Origin of the sequence: Maritimibacter harenae, assembly GCF_009882975.1 — a bacterium.
Classification (GTDB): domain Bacteria; phylum Pseudomonadota; class Alphaproteobacteria; order Rhodobacterales; family Rhodobacteraceae; genus Maritimibacter; species Maritimibacter harenae.
The window spans coordinates 35,315-49,317 of the sequence record NZ_WTUX01000069.1 but is presented as its reverse complement, the minus strand read 5'-3'; the positions used below and the strand labels follow the sequence as shown (position 1 = coordinate 49,317).

The 14,003-nt window shown below is 68.4% G+C and carries 14 protein-coding genes; 7 read left to right on the top strand and 7 right to left on the bottom strand.

Going from position 1 to position 14,003, the window contains the following annotated elements:
• The 5 genes from GQE99_RS21805 to GQE99_RS21800 all read left to right on the top strand — a co-directional run.
• Positions 1-93: EF-Tu C-terminal domain-related protein (locus GQE99_RS21805; RefSeq protein WP_202530580.1), on the top strand; the 93-nt coding region annotated here is incomplete at its 5' end.
• A gap of 136 nt (positions 94-229) precedes the next feature.
• Positions 230-1,225 carry a zinc transporter ZntB gene (locus GQE99_RS20955; protein ID WP_161353878.1) on the top strand — a complete coding sequence of 332 codons (996 nt, stop codon included), beginning with the start codon at positions 230-232 and terminating at the stop codon, positions 1,223-1,225.
• Positions 1,226-1,330: 105 nt separating this feature from the next.
• A complete protein-coding gene (locus tag GQE99_RS21935; protein WP_161353877.1) occupies positions 1,331-1,996 on the top strand; it encodes a CatB-related O-acetyltransferase in 666 nt (221 codons plus the stop codon).
• A 107-nt stretch (positions 1,997-2,103) separates the two neighbouring features.
• Positions 2,104-2,364, top strand: coding sequence for a spike base protein, RCAP_Rcc01079 family (locus tag GQE99_RS20945; protein WP_161353876.1), 261 nt, complete (start codon positions 2,104-2,106; stop codon positions 2,362-2,364).
• Positions 2,364-2,489, top strand: coding sequence for a hypothetical protein (locus GQE99_RS21800; RefSeq protein WP_268892768.1), 126 nt, complete (start codon positions 2,364-2,366; stop codon positions 2,487-2,489). The genes GQE99_RS20945 and GQE99_RS21800 overlap by 1 nt, the downstream gene beginning before the upstream one ends.
• An 18-nt stretch (positions 2,490-2,507) precedes the next feature.
• On the opposite strand, the gene GQE99_RS20940 is transcribed toward GQE99_RS21800, so the two are convergent.
• The 4 genes from GQE99_RS20940 to GQE99_RS20925 form a co-directional block, all read right to left on the bottom strand.
• Positions 2,508-3,323, bottom strand: a complete 816-nt coding sequence (locus tag GQE99_RS20940; RefSeq protein ID WP_161353875.1) for a 6-hydroxymethylpterin diphosphokinase MptE-like protein — start codon at positions 3,321-3,323, stop codon at positions 2,508-2,510.
• Positions 3,324-3,387: 64 nt separating this feature from the next.
• Positions 3,388-4,329, bottom strand: a complete 942-nt coding sequence (locus GQE99_RS20935; RefSeq protein WP_161353874.1) for a phosphoglycerate dehydrogenase — start codon at positions 4,327-4,329, stop codon at positions 3,388-3,390.
• The gene (locus tag GQE99_RS20930) at positions 4,326-5,030 is read right to left on the bottom strand and encodes an acylneuraminate cytidylyltransferase family protein (protein ID WP_235917323.1); all 705 of its coding nucleotides are present in this window, start codon (positions 5,028-5,030) and stop codon (positions 4,326-4,328) included. Before GQE99_RS20930 ends, GQE99_RS20935 begins: the two co-directional genes overlap by 4 nt.
• Before the next feature lie 32 nt (positions 5,031-5,062).
• Entirely contained in the window at positions 5,063-6,718 is a 1,656-nt protein-coding gene (locus GQE99_RS20925) for an MBL fold metallo-hydrolase (RefSeq protein WP_161353873.1), read from the bottom strand.
• Between the two features lie 165 nt (positions 6,719-6,883).
• Here GQE99_RS20925 and GQE99_RS20920 point away from each other — a divergent pair, with 165 nt between their 5' ends.
• The gene (locus GQE99_RS20920) at positions 6,884-8,152 is read left to right on the top strand and encodes a hypothetical protein (RefSeq protein WP_161353872.1); all 1,269 of its coding nucleotides are present in this window, start codon (positions 6,884-6,886) and stop codon (positions 8,150-8,152) included.
• The gene (locus GQE99_RS21930; protein WP_161353871.1) at positions 8,149-10,242 is read left to right on the top strand and encodes a polysaccharide biosynthesis tyrosine autokinase; all 2,094 of its coding nucleotides are present in this window, start codon (positions 8,149-8,151) and stop codon (positions 10,240-10,242) included. The genes GQE99_RS20920 and GQE99_RS21930 overlap by 4 nt, the downstream gene beginning before the upstream one ends.
• A 2-nt stretch (positions 10,243-10,244) precedes the next feature.
• Here GQE99_RS21930 and GQE99_RS20910 read toward each other — a convergent pair whose 3' ends face one another.
• The 3 genes from GQE99_RS20910 to GQE99_RS20900 form a co-directional block, all read right to left on the bottom strand.
• Positions 10,245-12,071 carry a hypothetical protein gene (locus GQE99_RS20910; RefSeq protein WP_161353870.1) on the bottom strand — a complete coding sequence of 609 codons (1,827 nt, stop codon included), beginning with the start codon at positions 12,069-12,071 and terminating at the stop codon, positions 10,245-10,247.
• An 82-nt stretch (positions 12,072-12,153) separates the two neighbouring features.
• Positions 12,154-13,209: a glycosyltransferase family 4 protein gene (locus GQE99_RS20905; RefSeq protein WP_161353869.1), complete on the bottom strand. Its 1,056-nt coding sequence runs from the start codon at positions 13,207-13,209 to the stop codon at positions 12,154-12,156.
• The gene (locus GQE99_RS20900; RefSeq protein ID WP_161353868.1) at positions 13,206-14,003 is read right to left on the bottom strand and encodes a glycosyltransferase family 2 protein; all 798 of its coding nucleotides are present in this window, start codon (positions 14,001-14,003) and stop codon (positions 13,206-13,208) included. The genes GQE99_RS20905 and GQE99_RS20900 overlap by 4 nt, the downstream gene beginning before the upstream one ends.

The window sequence follows — 14,003 nt, the reverse complement described above, 5'->3', positions numbered from 1 at the left end:
GCGCCGATCGCCATGGAAGACGGCCTCCGCTTCGCCATCCGCGAAGGCGGCCGCACCGTCGGCTCCGGCGTCGTGTCGAAAATCATCGAGTGATCGCGACCGGGCGCACTGCGCCCGACACGCGTGACGACATGGACAGGGCCGCCTTCGGGCGGCCCTTCTCTTTGGGCGGTGTGCCCGGCGCGGGTTTTGCTTTTCAATCCCGCGATGCTCGGCCAGACTTTTCGCCATGTTCGATGCCCACATAAGATACGCCCACGTGCTCGACGGCCCGGACCGGGGGCGGGCGCTCGATGACGAGACGCTGCGCCATGTCCTGAAGGCCGAAACGCTGGGCTGGGTCCATCTCGACGGCACCCACCCGGACGCGGGCCCGTGGATCACGGAGCATCTCGACTACCTCGACCCGCAGGCGATCGAGGCGCTGGTCGACCCGGCCTCGCGCCCGCGCATGATGCGTCTGGGCGAGGGGCTGATGATCATCCTGCGCGCGATCAACTTCAACGAGGGCGAAGACCCCGAGGACATGATCAGCCTGCGCATCTGGGTCGACGCGCACCGCATCGTCACGGTCGCCCTGCGCCGGGTGCGGGCCGTGGAGCGCATGGACGCATTGCTGGCGAAAGGTGAGGGGCCCACGACGGCCGGGGCGTTCCTCACGCTCCTGATCGAGGACATCACCGGCAGGATCGCCGATTTCCAGTCCGATCTCGACGCGCAGATGGAGGCGCTCGAGGACCAGATCGTGCGCGAGGAGGGCGACAACCTGCGCGGCGCGGTGGTGGACCTGCGGCTCAAGGTCATCGCCGCCCGCCGTTTCATTGCGCCCCAGCGCGACGTGATCCACGGCATCGCGGACGCCCGCAGCCCCGTGGTGGACGAAGAGACGCATCGCGAGATCGAGGAAGAAGCGCAGAAGATGACACGGGTGGTCGAGGACCTCGACGAGCTGCGCGACCAGGCGATGGTCCTGCGCGAAGAGCTCTCCGGCCAGCTCTCCGACCGGCTGAACCAGAACATGTTCGTCATGTCCGTCGTGTCGGTGATCTTCCTGCCGCTGGGCTTTCTCACCGGCCTGTTCGGCGTGAACGTGGGCGGCATGCCGGGGGTGAACGACAACGACGCGTTCTATTGGCTCGTGGGCTGGCTTGCGTTGCTCGTCGTGGGGCTGGTGCTGTTCCTGTGGCGTGTGCGATGGATCCGGCTGCCGCGCCGCCGACGTTGACAGGTCGCGGCGCTCCTGTATGACAGGGGCATCACCGATGGAGGATGAAATGGACAAGACGCTGACCGCATAACCCTTTTCGCAACCGAAAACGGAGCGTTCAGCATGGCTGTCCCTTTTCTCGACGCGGACCAGCGTCACCCCATCACGTTGCCCGATGGCACGCCCTACACCAATACCGTCTGGCTCGGGTCCGTGATCGACCACCCGAATATCGAGGTGGGCGATTTCACCTATTACAACGACTTCGAGCCGGTCACCGACTATGCCGCGCGGATCGCGCCCTACCTGCACCCCGGCGCGCCGGAGCGGCTGATCATCGGCAAGTTCTGCCAGTTCGCGAACGGCACCCGGTTCATCACGTCATCGGCGGACCACCCGAAGCGATGGTTCACGAGCTATCCCTTCGCGGTCTTCGACCAAGCGCTCTTTCCGTACTTCGACGAGGAGTTCGCCAAGGGCGCCGACACGGTGATCGGAAATGACGTCTGGGTCGGCGACGGCGCCCGCATCATGCCGGGGGTGACGCTGGGCGACGGGGTCATCGTGGGCGCCGGCGCAATCGTTACTCGTGACGTGCCGAGCTGGTCGATCGTGGCGGGCAACCCCGGCAGGGTCGTCCGGCGGCGGTTCCCCGATGACGTCTGCGATCGGCTCGACCGGCTGGCCTGGTGGGACCGAGATCTCGCGGACATCCGCGCCCTGGTGCCGGTCCTCGCCTCGGCAGACCTCGCCGCGCTCGACGCGGCGCTGGCGGAGCGGGGGCTCTGACCCCTGCCGTGCGCTGCGGTCACGGGTCGTTCATGGCTTGTTCCTAACGTGCCCGGCCTGCGTCCCCTCATCGGGCGCAGGCCACCGCGACAGACATGAGGCACGCCATGAAAGACGAGTTCGAGTCCTTTGCCATCGGGCTGGAGTCCCCGCCCCAGGGCGGTTTCGCGATTACGCCGGATGACGGCACCGACCTGCCCTTCGTGACCCGCGCGATCAATTGCGGGGCGGCGGGCACGCTGCACGTCACGCTCGCGAACGGCTCCGATGTGACGCTCACCATCGCGGCGGGGATCATTCTGCCGCTTCGCGCACGCCGCGTCTGGGCGAGCGGGACCACCGCGGCGCAGATCGTGGGGCTGCACTGATGCTGTCGCTGGGAGTGTCCCTGACAGCCGCGGCGCGCGTGGTGCCGGGGCTTGGAGCCTTGCTCGAGACCATCGGGCTGATCGAGGCCGAGACGATGATCGAGGGCGAGACCCTGATCGAGTGACACGGGCGGCCGGCCGGGTCAGGGGTCGAGGAATTGCGCGAGGGGCTGGCGCTCGAAGATTTCGAGCTTGCCGCCCTCGGTGCAATTCACGATCCGCCGTCCGGCCGCCTCGTACATGTTGCGCGCGCGCATGTAGGAGACTTCGCTTTCGAAAAGGTCCGGCAACTGCCATTGGACGCCCCGCGCGAAATAGTTCGGGTCGAAGTGGTCCACGTCCGTCGCCCCGGCGCGCACGGCCTTGTTGGCCGGTCCTTTCGCCGCGAAGCTGTGATCGGCGCCGACGAGAGCCACCTCCCGAAACCCCATGTGAAAGGCGAGCTGAAGGGCCACGTAAGTCACCGTCGCCCCCTGGTGGACGGCCATCGAACAGTCACGGGCGAACTTCGGGATATCCGCGCTGCGCAGGAAATACCGCCGGGGCGCGGGCGAGACGAGCCCGTCGAGGCAGGCCGCGCTGTCGAGGAACAGGGGGATGTCGGTGTCCTCGAAGAACGCGCTGTTCTGTTCGAGGACCAGCTCGTTCACAGCGACGATGGCATCGGGGCGAAACGGCGTGCGGTCGAACAGGAGATTGATCTTGTTCAGCCCGAAGGTGAACGCGCGGCCCGCGAGATGGTCGAAATCCACCTTGTTGAGAGAGGGCCCGTTGCACAGGATCACCGCCTTGCCGGTCTTCGTGTCCCGCAGCGCCTTCAGCCGCCGCCGCGACGACCAGGCGGCGGGACGCAGGTCCCAGGCCAGTTGGTGCGAGATGAGCGACAGGGCCCGCAGGTAGGGGTTCACCTGCGCCCGGGTGGCAAGAAGCGGGTCATCCGCTGCATGCGTGTCCTTCATTGGCTCACTCCCATTCGCGAATCGTCCGATTGCCCACTGCTGCCGCCCGCCACCACGACGCGTTTCATGACGGACTGGCCTCGCGTGCGAGAAATTCCGCCAGCCGGTCGATGGCCATGTGGCTCGTCCGTTCCACGGCGTCGGCGGTGTTCGAGGCGTTGTGCGATCCGAAGACGCAGCGCGGGTGCGCGCGCAGGGCACTGGTCGCGGGCAGGGGCTCGACCTCGAACACGTCGAGCGCGGCGGAGTGGACGTGGCCGCTCTCCAATGCAGCGATCAGTGCGGCCTCGTCGATCACCGGCCCCCGCGCCACGTTCACGACGCGCAGCCCCGGCTTCGCCCGCGCCAGTGTTCCCGGGTTCAGCATGTGCCGGCTCGACGGGGTGAGCGCGCAGCACATGACGAGGAAATCGGCCTCTTCCAGCCTCTCGGGCCAACTGCGGCGGATCACCGGGTCGGCGGGCTCCAACGCCGCGCCGGGATCGTAGGCCACGACACGCATGTCCGCCGCCATCAGTCGCCGCGCGATGTTGCGGCCCACGTCGCCATAGCCCACGAGCGCGACCGTCCGGCCGGCAAGAGAAATGCCGCAGGGCTTCGGCCAGCCCCCGGCCCGCACACCCCGGTCGATCCCGAAGGTCTCGCGCGCCAGCGCGATGACGTAGCCGACCGCGATGTCGGCGACTTCGCCCCCGAACATGTCCGGCGTGTTGGTGATCGGCAGACCCAGCGCCGCGCAGGCGTCAAGGGCCACGTTGTCCGTCCCGATCCCCCATTTCACGGCGGCGCGCAGCCGTCCGGCCATGCCCGCTTCGAAGACGGCCCGCGTCGCCGGATCGTCGCCGATGATCCAGCCGTCATGGTGCGGCACCAGCGCGATGAGTTCGTCGACCGAGAGGGTCTGCACCACCTCCGGCGCGGTGAGCGTGGCGCCGAGCGCGGTGAAACGGTCCCGGAAGCGGTCGATCATGCCCAGCATCGGGGGACAGGTGACGAGGATCTTCATGCCCCGACGGCCTCCCGCAGCCGGCGCGCCCGGGCCGCGATTTCCGCGAGGTCCCAGTCGCCGGGCGTGTCGATGTCGATGCTGTGGGCCGGGTCCGTCTCGTGAAGCATCGGCGCGGCCCCGATCCGTGCGCCGGTGGCCGCGAAGCTTTCGGGCGTGAAGAGGTAGAGGTTCGAGTTTTCCTCGAACCATGGTTCCAAGTCCTGGGTCTGCACCAGGTTTGCCGGGTCGTGGTTCACCGGGCTCGCGTCCGCGCGGTAGAACCGGGTCTGGACCTTCGTCACGGTGAACAGTGAATCTGCCGTGCCGCGCGCCCGGGCCCGGCCGTACGCGGCCAACGCGCCGGTCACCGTCTCGCGCCGCAGAAGCGGGTTCGTGGTGTGCGTCATCAAGTAGAGATCGGCCGGCACCCGGGCGACATCGTCGGCGAGGATCCGGTTCATCGACACAGTGTCGCCGCACAGGTCGGCCCGCCGGTCGCGGATACGCACCCGGCCGCCTTCGGTCAGCCCGTGGCGGGCAAGCTCGGCACGCGCGTCGGTGTTGATCACCACCTCGTCGATTGCCTCGATCGAGAGCAGCATGTCCAGCACCCAACGAAACAGGGGCCGTCCGCAGAAGTCGCGGAAATTCTTGGCCGGCACGCGCTGACTGTGCGCCTTCATGGGCAGCAGCGCGACGATGCGGGGGGCGTTTGACATGATGCGTTCCTTCGTCTTGGACAGGGCCCGCCTCAGCGCGGGAAGAAATACTTTTCCTTCTCGGCCTCGGACAGTTTCCGGTGCTCGCGCCCGCCCCGCCAGGCGCCCAGATACTGGTTCCAGCGGTATCGCAGCATGGCGAGGCGGGGGGTGGCCGTGCCGGTCGCGGCCTGGTCGGCGAGCCAGTCGCGCAACGTGCCCACGCCGGCATAGCGGAGCATGTCCCACAGGCCGAAGCGCACCTGCGGCATGACCTTGCGAAGGGCGATCGCCTCGCGCTCGAACCGTCGGCGGACCTGCGGCCAGGTCTCGTAATGGTAGTGATGGACGCCCGCCTCGGCGACATAGGCGACCTTGCCGCCGTCCGCGACGAGCCGGCGGGCGAGCTCCATGTCCTCGAGCCCCGGCACCTCTTCGTCGAAACGGTAGTGGTCCCACGTCTCGCGCAGGATCGCCGCGTTGGCGTTGTTGCAGAAGAACCCGTCCTGCGGCAGCCGGCTCTCGGGCGGGTAGGTCATGGCGAAGAGCCGGCACTCGCTGAAGTTGCTGTCCGGCCCGCCGGTCTGGCGGCCGTAGGCGTAGTGCGCCGTGCCCGAGATCAGCGGATCGCAGAGCCGTTGCAGCCAATGCGCGGCGACCGGCACGCAATGGCCCGAGATCGCGACGAGGATATCACCCCGCGCCCGCGCGCAGCCCAGGTTGAGCGAGCGGCCGAAGGAAAACTCGGACTGGTCGATCCCCACCACCCGGCAATCGTGGCGCCGCGCGATGTCGAGCGTTCCATCCGTGGACCCGGAATCGACGACCACCACCTCGACCGAGAGATCATGCGTCTCCTGACGGTCGATCGCGGTGAGCAAGTCATCCAGGTGACGCGCCTCGTTGAAGGTGCGGATGACGATGCTCACATCCGTGTCGCCGAGGCTCAGGTGCGACGGCGACAGCGACAGGCGAAAGGGCGGAGAGAGCCGGTCGTGCAGCAGGCGGATCTCGTCGGGGTCCACGCTGTCGGGGGCGAACATGTCCCAGTGGACCGGCACGACCTGGTCGGCGCCGATCTCGGCGGCGAAGGCGAAGGCTTCGCGTACCGACATGTTGCCGAGGATGCCCTGCCGGTCGCGGTAATGGTTGCGTTCGTTCACCGGGAGGATGGCGGCGTGGATCGGCCCCTCGTCCCGCACCGCGCGCACGACCTCCGGATCTGCACCGGTGTCGCCGGAGATGTAGAGCGTGCGCCCCGCTGCGCGCAGCAGGTAGCCCACGCAGGCGAGATTGCCGTCCCTGTCGCGCGTGACCTCCGGATGTGCCGCGGGAACAGCCCGGAGGTGAAGGTCGTCGGCCAGCAGCGTCCAACCCTCGGCGGCAAGGCCCAGCCGCGCGTCCGCGATCCCCCAATCCGATAACCGGTCGAGCACGGGACGCGGGCCGACGAAACGCGCGTTCGGCGAGGTTCGGGCGATCGCGAGCAGCGTCTGCGGGTCGCAATGGTCGAGGTGGTCGTGTGTGATCAGAATGACATCCGCGTCATCAACATCGGCCGGGTTCACGGGGATCGGGACCAGCCGGTCGAAGGCGGGGCCTTCGTGCTCGCCCACGGAATTGGAGAGGTAGGGATCGACATAGACCGTGGCCCCGGGAAACGAGAGGCGGAGGCCGGATTGGCCCAGGAGGTCCACGGGAAGTCTCATGGTCGGGTCACGTCACCTGCCGAACGCCGCCCCGCGGTGTGCCGCCTACGCCGAGAAAACGGCCGGCAAAATGCGGGCTCCAAATATCCTTTAAGTTGTGTTATCACAAAAATTACCACTTTAGCGATAAGAATTTCAAAACGCGCCAGCGGAAGGCGAACACGGATGCGGATCGAGGCTCAGACGGCGATTTCGGGGTATTTCACCCTGGTGGTCGCGGTGTCGGTGACCGGGCGCCTCATGGGGGGCGGCTTCGGTCTGGACGCCTTCCTCAACGGCGCGCTGGCGCTCGTCGTGTTCGGGGCCCTCTTCCTCTGGCTCATGGCCCATGTGCGCATGCCGGACGGCCCGCGCCTCCAGGTCGAGCGGTCGGTACTGCCCCATGTCGTCGTGTTGTGCCTGATGATCGTGTCCGGGGCGGCGATCGGCACCGTGGCGGGCAACGCGCCGCTCTATCTCGTGTCGACGACGATCTACTGGCTGAACGTGCTGCTCTTCACGCTCTACGTCTCCACGCTGGACTGCGGGCGCACGGACATCCTGCGCTTCGGAAAGTGGGTCGCGGCTCTCTTCGCCCTATTTGCTTTCGCCGGGATCGGACCGGACATCGCGATCGCCAACATGCTCATCTGCCTCGCGGTCATCTTCGCACTGGGCGAGCGGCGGATCGGCTGGGCACTGCTCTGCATTCTGCCTTTCGTGCTGAACTCCGGCGGGCTGAACCGCGCGGGGCTCGTCACCCTGGCCGTCTGCGTCGCGCTGGGGGCGGTCATCTACCGCCGTTGGCTCTTCCTTGGTGTCTTCCTGGCCGCAGTCGCCGGGATCGTCGCAAGCTTCACGGCGCTCGAGATCGGGGCGCTCGCCGAGCCGGGGACGAGCCTGAACCGCCGGCTGATCGAGCTTCAGACCCTGATGACGGGCACCCGCGCGCTGGACGAGATCACGGCGCTCGCGCAGCGGCTCTACGAAATCCGGCTGGTGAACCAGGCGATGGCGGATGCCGGGCCCTTGCAACAGCTTCTGGGGGCCGGGTTCGGGCGCACGGTCGACATGACCGCCTCGCAGGACGACGCGGTGCTGAGTTCGGCCACGATCGGCGCGGCGCATGTGCACAACATCCACAGCCTTCCCCACGCGCTCTACCTGCGCAACGGGGCGCTGGGGCTCGTCTTCCTCGCCCTCGTCCTGCTGACCAGTCTCTTACATGTCCTGCGTGCGATGATGCTTGCCGCCCCGGCGCCCTTCACGGTCTTCTGCGTCCTCTTCCCGCTCGCCACGTTGGTCACGGCGACGCCCGCCTCGAATCATTTCCTGACGGAGTTCATCGTGCTCGCACTGATCGCGCAGGCGGGCCAGATGCTCAGACGCGCGCCGGTCCGGCCCGCGACAACCCCGCGCCTGCAGTGGCGCCCCCGGCTCGTGTGGCGGGCGTGACGGAGGCGGGGCGCTCCTTCGGGCCGATACGGGCCGCGCGCGGGCAGGGGGAACCGGCGGCCATCGAGGTGGCTGCGCTCTTCGACACGCTGCGCCGGGGGCTTCCGATCATCCTCGTCACGACGTTGGCCGCGCTTCTCATGGGCGCACTCCACGTCTTCGTTTTGGCGAGTCCGGAGTATCGCGCGACCACCGTCCTCCTGATGAACGCGCGCCCGGAAACCATCGTCGACCTGGACAGCGCCGTCGCGACGCTGGCACGCGAAGACGCCACCACGGACGTCAATTCGCAGGTCGAGGTGCTACGCAGCCGCAATCTTCTGACCCAGGTGGCCGATACGCTGACCCTTGCCGATGATCCCGAGTTCAACGCGGCCCTCGCGCCGCCGGGCCCGCTGCAGCGCTTGCGCGGCTGGCTGGGGGGTGCGCCCTCCGACACGCCCCCTGCCGGGCGACAGCGGGACGCGGTGGTGACGCGGCTACTGTATGCCCTGTCGATCGAGATCGTGCCGCGCACCTCGGTGATCGAGATCACGGTCACGACCGGCGACCCGGACAAGTCCGCCCGCATCGCCGATGCGATCGCCGCGCGCTATGTCGAGGATACCCTGCAGGCAAAATTCGAAGCGACCGATCGGGCCAGCGGCTGGCTGTCGGAGCGGGTCGCCGCGCTTCAGCACGAACTCGAGCAGGCACAGGTCCGGGTGCAGGCGTTCGGTGGCGGCACCGACCTGATCAACCCGGATGTGCTGGCCGCCCGCGCACGCCAGCTCAAGGACCTGCGCGCGCGGGTCCGGGCGGCAGAACAGCAAGCCGAAACCCGGCGCCTGCGCGTGGCCAACCTTGTGGCGGCCGAGGGCCGGGTCGCACAGGCGCGGGTGGCCGACGCTTCGGCGTTGCGCGCGCTCGTGCCGGACGTGAACGACCCGGAGGTCGCCGCCCGCTTCGACTCCACGTTTGCACAGCTTCTGGCAGAGGCGCGCACGGCGCAGGCCCGCGTGGACCGGCAGCTCACCGCCCTGCGCGGGTCGCTTGCCTCGCTTCAGGCCGAGATCGACAGCCAGAACGCCGATCTCATCACGTTGCAACAGCTGGAACGCGAAGCCGACGCGACGCGCGTTCTCTACGAGACGTTCCTCACCCGGCTGAAGGAGACCACCGTGAAGCGCGGCGTCCAGCAACCCGACAGCCGGATTCTGTCGCATGCCGTGGTGCCCGATGCCCCGTCCGCGCCGCGCGCGCCGCTGGTCCTAGTCATGGCCGGGCTCGTCGGGCTCTTCGCGGGCGGCGTCCTGACGCTCCTGCGCGAGGGCATGCGCAACACGTTCCGTACCGCGCGCGACCTGGAGCGGGCGACCGGTCACCGGGTGCTTGGCCAGGTCCCGCACGTGCCCGCGCGCGGCCGGCGCGAGACGATGGAGTACCTCGCCCGGAACCCGAGCTCGCCCGCCGCCGAAGCGGTGCGCAACCTGCGCACGTCGCTTCTCCTGACCGTGCGGGACGCCGCGCCGCGGGTGATCTGCGTCACGTCCTGCGTGCCGGAAGAGGGCAAGACGACCCTGTCGCTCGCGCTCGCGCAGAACCTGCGGGGTATGAACAAGTCGGTGCTGGTGATCGAGGGCGACCTGCGCCGCCGGGTTTTTCGTCACTACGCGACCGAGACGCAAGGCGCGGGCCTTGTCCCGGTCCTGTCGGGCGAAGTGAAGTTGGAGCACGCGGTGACGCGCGATCCGCTGATGGACGTCGACATGCTCTTTGCCGGGGAAAGTGCCGTGAACGCCGCGGACCTGTTCACTTCGCAAGGCTTCGCGGACCTCGTGGAAGCGGCCCGGGCGCGCTACGACGTGGTCCTGATCGACACGCCGCCGGTGCTGGTCGTGCCCGATGCCCGCATCGCCGGATCGCTGGCCGATGCGGTGCTCTTCGTGGTCGCCTGGGACCGCACCCCGCGCCGCCAGATCGAGGACGCGCTGCATGCTTTCGAAAGCGTGAAGGGCAGCCCCGCGACGGGGCTGGTCCTCAACATGGTCAAACCGCCGCGCGGGCCGGGATACGGCTACGGCTACGGCGACACCTACGGCACCGCCTGACCTCAGCCGCGGCTGTAGTAGACCCCGTCGAAATCCACGTCGACGCGCACGTCGGTATAGGCCGCCGCGATGCTCACCCGAAGCATCAGCTTTCCCGCGCTCGCCGCCAGTTCGGTCTGCCAGCCGAGCCGGTTCATCTCGACCATGTTCTGCACGGTCAGCGTGGCCCCGTCCCACAGGATATCGGCCGAAAAGAAACAGTGGCGCTGCGCATGGGCCATCAGCGTGATGCGCCCGGCGATGCGTTCGTTCGCCCCCATCGGGAAGATCTCCGCGAAATCCTCCAACGTTTCCGACCCGGTGTGACTGCCGTAGACGGGGTAGGCGAAGGATTTCACGTAGGCCCCCGGGAATTGTCCCGCGCCGGTGTGATTGAGCACTTGCGCGGGTGTCGTATCCGAGACAAGCCGCGTGTCGATGCGCGAACGGTCCTTCGCCTCGGCGAGCACGTCGGGGCCGTCCTTGAAAAGGATGCCGTCGGTGATCCGCCCGCTGCCGTTGAGCAGCTGGAGCCCGATTGTCGCGCCCTCGATCACGTTGGCGCCGACGACCTGGTCCGACGACCCGGCCGACACACCGATGTCGAACCCGGCCAGGTAATTCGCGAGCGTGATGTTGTGGCGCAGGGTGCCGTTGCCATCGTGCAGGAAGCGCACGCCGTAGACGCCGCTCCCCGCGCCGTCGTGGCGCAGGTGGTTGCCCAGGAGCACGAGCCCGTCCGCCTCCGGATCCGTGCTTTCGCGGTTCAGCACGCGGATGCCGTCGTGCTGGAGGCCCGCGCCCGTGTTCAGCGCAACGATCCCGCGCTTCTGCCCGTCCTCGACATGGATCGCCTCGAGCCGGCTTTCGCGGATCTGGTTCAGCGCGGTGATGTGACCCTGGGGCCCGGCGAGGCCCACGGCGAAGCCGGCGGTCGTCACGGTTGAACCCTGCCCGGCGGAGAGAAGGTTGCCCAGCGACCAGATGTACTTGCCGGTCCCCTGGTCCGGCAGGTTGATCTCGATCGCGTCGGCGTCGTCGGAGTGGATGTCGCTGAAGGTGGTCCAGAACCCCTCGATGTCGGCGGCAGCGTAGTTGACCAGCACGCCGTAGGCATCGGCGTCCACCGTGGCGTTCATCACCCGTCCGTTGCGGATGCCTGCCGCGTTGGCGTTGATCACGGTCGCCCCCGCGGTGCTGTCGATGACGACGCCTTCGACCCTCGCGTTCTGGCTGCCTGTGGCGAAGTCGAGCATCGGGGTCGCCGCTTCGTTGACGAAGGCGCCATCGCGCAGCGTGGCGCGCGACCCGATGGAGACGAGCGAGGCGATGCGCGCCGGGTCCGCCGTGTCCCCGAGCATCCGTTGCACCGGGGCCGCGTCGTCGGTCGCGCCATCCCGCTCTGCGCCATAGGCGGCCGGGTCGTCCGGTTGACCGACGACGTAGAGCTTCGTGCCCCCGGCCGTGGTGAGGTCATGATCGCTCGCCCCCGCTGGGGCGACGCGGTAGGCGAAGCCCTGCGCGAACAGGATGTCACCGGCCGCGAAATCAGCCGCCGGGCGCGTGTCGGCCAGGAGCACGGCCACCGTGCCCAGTGGCATGCGGGCGAGCAGATGGGCCTGCAGCCCGCTGCCGGTCAGGTCGATCACGCTGGTGGCGTTGGCGATTGCCCCCGCCGCGCGGACGGTGAACATCCCGGCCGCCGTGACGCAGAGGTCCCCGTCGACCAGGTCCGGGGACGCGATCATCTCGGGTACGGACATCGACAGCGGTTCGCGCGTCCGGATCGCGTCGAGAACGGATTTGAGCTGGCTGCCGCTCATGGGAAGGGGCGGAACCGAAAAGGCCATGCGGATCTCCAAGGTCTGGTGAGAGCTGGGCCCACCATCCCCGGGAGGGGTCAAGGAAACGCAATCCGGGCGCGCGGGCGCGTTAACCCGGGGCCGCGTCGGCCAGAAGATCGCGCACCGCCTCGTATTGCGCGTGGCTGTCCGCCACTAGCGTCTCGTAGTGCGCCCGCGCCTGCACCGACATGGCGTGAAGGTCCATCGTTTCGAGGAAGGCGATGGTCGCCTCGGAAAAATCCGCGTCCATCGGCACCGTGCGCGAACTCGGGTCGTCGAGGTCGCTCGCGATGCAGCATTGCCCGAAGGCGATGACCGGGCATCCCGCCGCCAGGGCTTCGAGGTTCACGATCCCCTGCGTCTCGTTCGGGTAGAGCGAGGGGAACAGGAACACGTCGATCTCGGTGAAGAAGTCCCGCTTTGCGGCGCCGTAGACCGGGCCGACATAGGTGATCGCCCCGCCGGAGGCGCGCACCTCGGCGGCGACCCGGCGTTGCAGCTTGCGCTCCCGGATCGGCCCGGCCAGCACCAGGCGGGCGGCGAGGCCCTTTGCGTGCGCCGCCTTGAACGCGTCGATCGCGCGCAGGCAGCCCTTCTCGACCGTCAGGTTGCTCAGGTGACCCAGCGTGACGCCGCCCTGTCGGAAGCCGCGGGCTGGGCTTGGGTCCGAGACGGCCTCGCCCGCCACCACGCCCACGTTGCTCAGGGACAGGCAGCTGCCCACGGGTGCGTAGAGCGCGCGCAGATCCTCGGCCATCACGTCACAGATCACGATGTGGACCGCCCCGCTCCCTGCCGCGCGCACCAGTGTCCGCGCGGCGGGCCGTTCGTGGCGCAGGTGCGCGTTGGTGTGATGATGCAACACGACTCGCTTGCCCCGCAGCCGCGCGAGGGCCGCCTGGAAAGCCGTGACCCACATCCCCCGATTGGCGTTCACGGAGAGATAGACGGTGCGGTGACGTGTGAGCAGGCAGGCCAGAAGGGACCACGCCAGACGCCGCGCGCGTTGCCCCGGCCGCGTGCCGTTGGTGTTCATGCGTCGAAGCCGCACGCCGTCCTGCTCCAGCCGCCAGGCCAGGAAGGCCGACGAGATCGACTGGCCCGTGAAGTCGGGCGGGAACGGGGCGATGAAAAGAACGCTCAAGCCCCGGCCCCCACGTCGATGAACCGCGACAGCGCCCGCCAGCCCAGCCCCTTTGCGTAGGCCCAGACCCAGCGTGGCCGCACCGGCAATCCGAGCGCACGCTGCACCCGCCGAAATTCGCGCAAGGTCGCGATCCGGCTGCGTCGCAGGCCCGAGGTGCCGCCGGCATGCTGATCCGCGATCACCACGTCGCCAAGATAGGCGGGCGGATGCTCTGCCACGGCCCGCATGATCAGGTTGTAATCCCCCGCGATCCGGAACCCGTCGTCGAAACCGCCGTGCCTGTCGAAGAGCCTCCGGGCATGGAAGATGCCCTGATGCGGCAGGCTCATCTCGGATTGCATCCTGGGGGCCAGCGTTTCCCACGGCGCGCCCATCATGCGGCTGCTCCCGTCAGCGCGCACGAAACGCACCTGGCCATAAGCAAGTGTCACCGCATCGGGCAGGTCCGCGATCCGTGTCATGGCGCGGGCGATGCTGTCGCGGGCATGGAGCCGGTCGTCCCCGCCCAGGAAATGGATCCAGTCACCGCCGGCCAGCTCCAGCGCCTTGTTCCAGGCGTCATAGATTCCCCGGTCCGGTTCGCTGACCCACGGGCCCAGCCTGTCCGCGTTGGCCCGGATCAGCTCGACCGTGCCGTCGGTGGACCCACCATCGGCGACGACGATCTCGATCCCCGGCCAGCTCTGGGCATGGATGCTGTCCAGACAGGCCTGAAGCGTGTCGGCGCAGTTGTAGGTCGCGATCACGATCGACAGGGTGGGGGTCCCCTGCGGTATGGCGCCCGCCGTCAT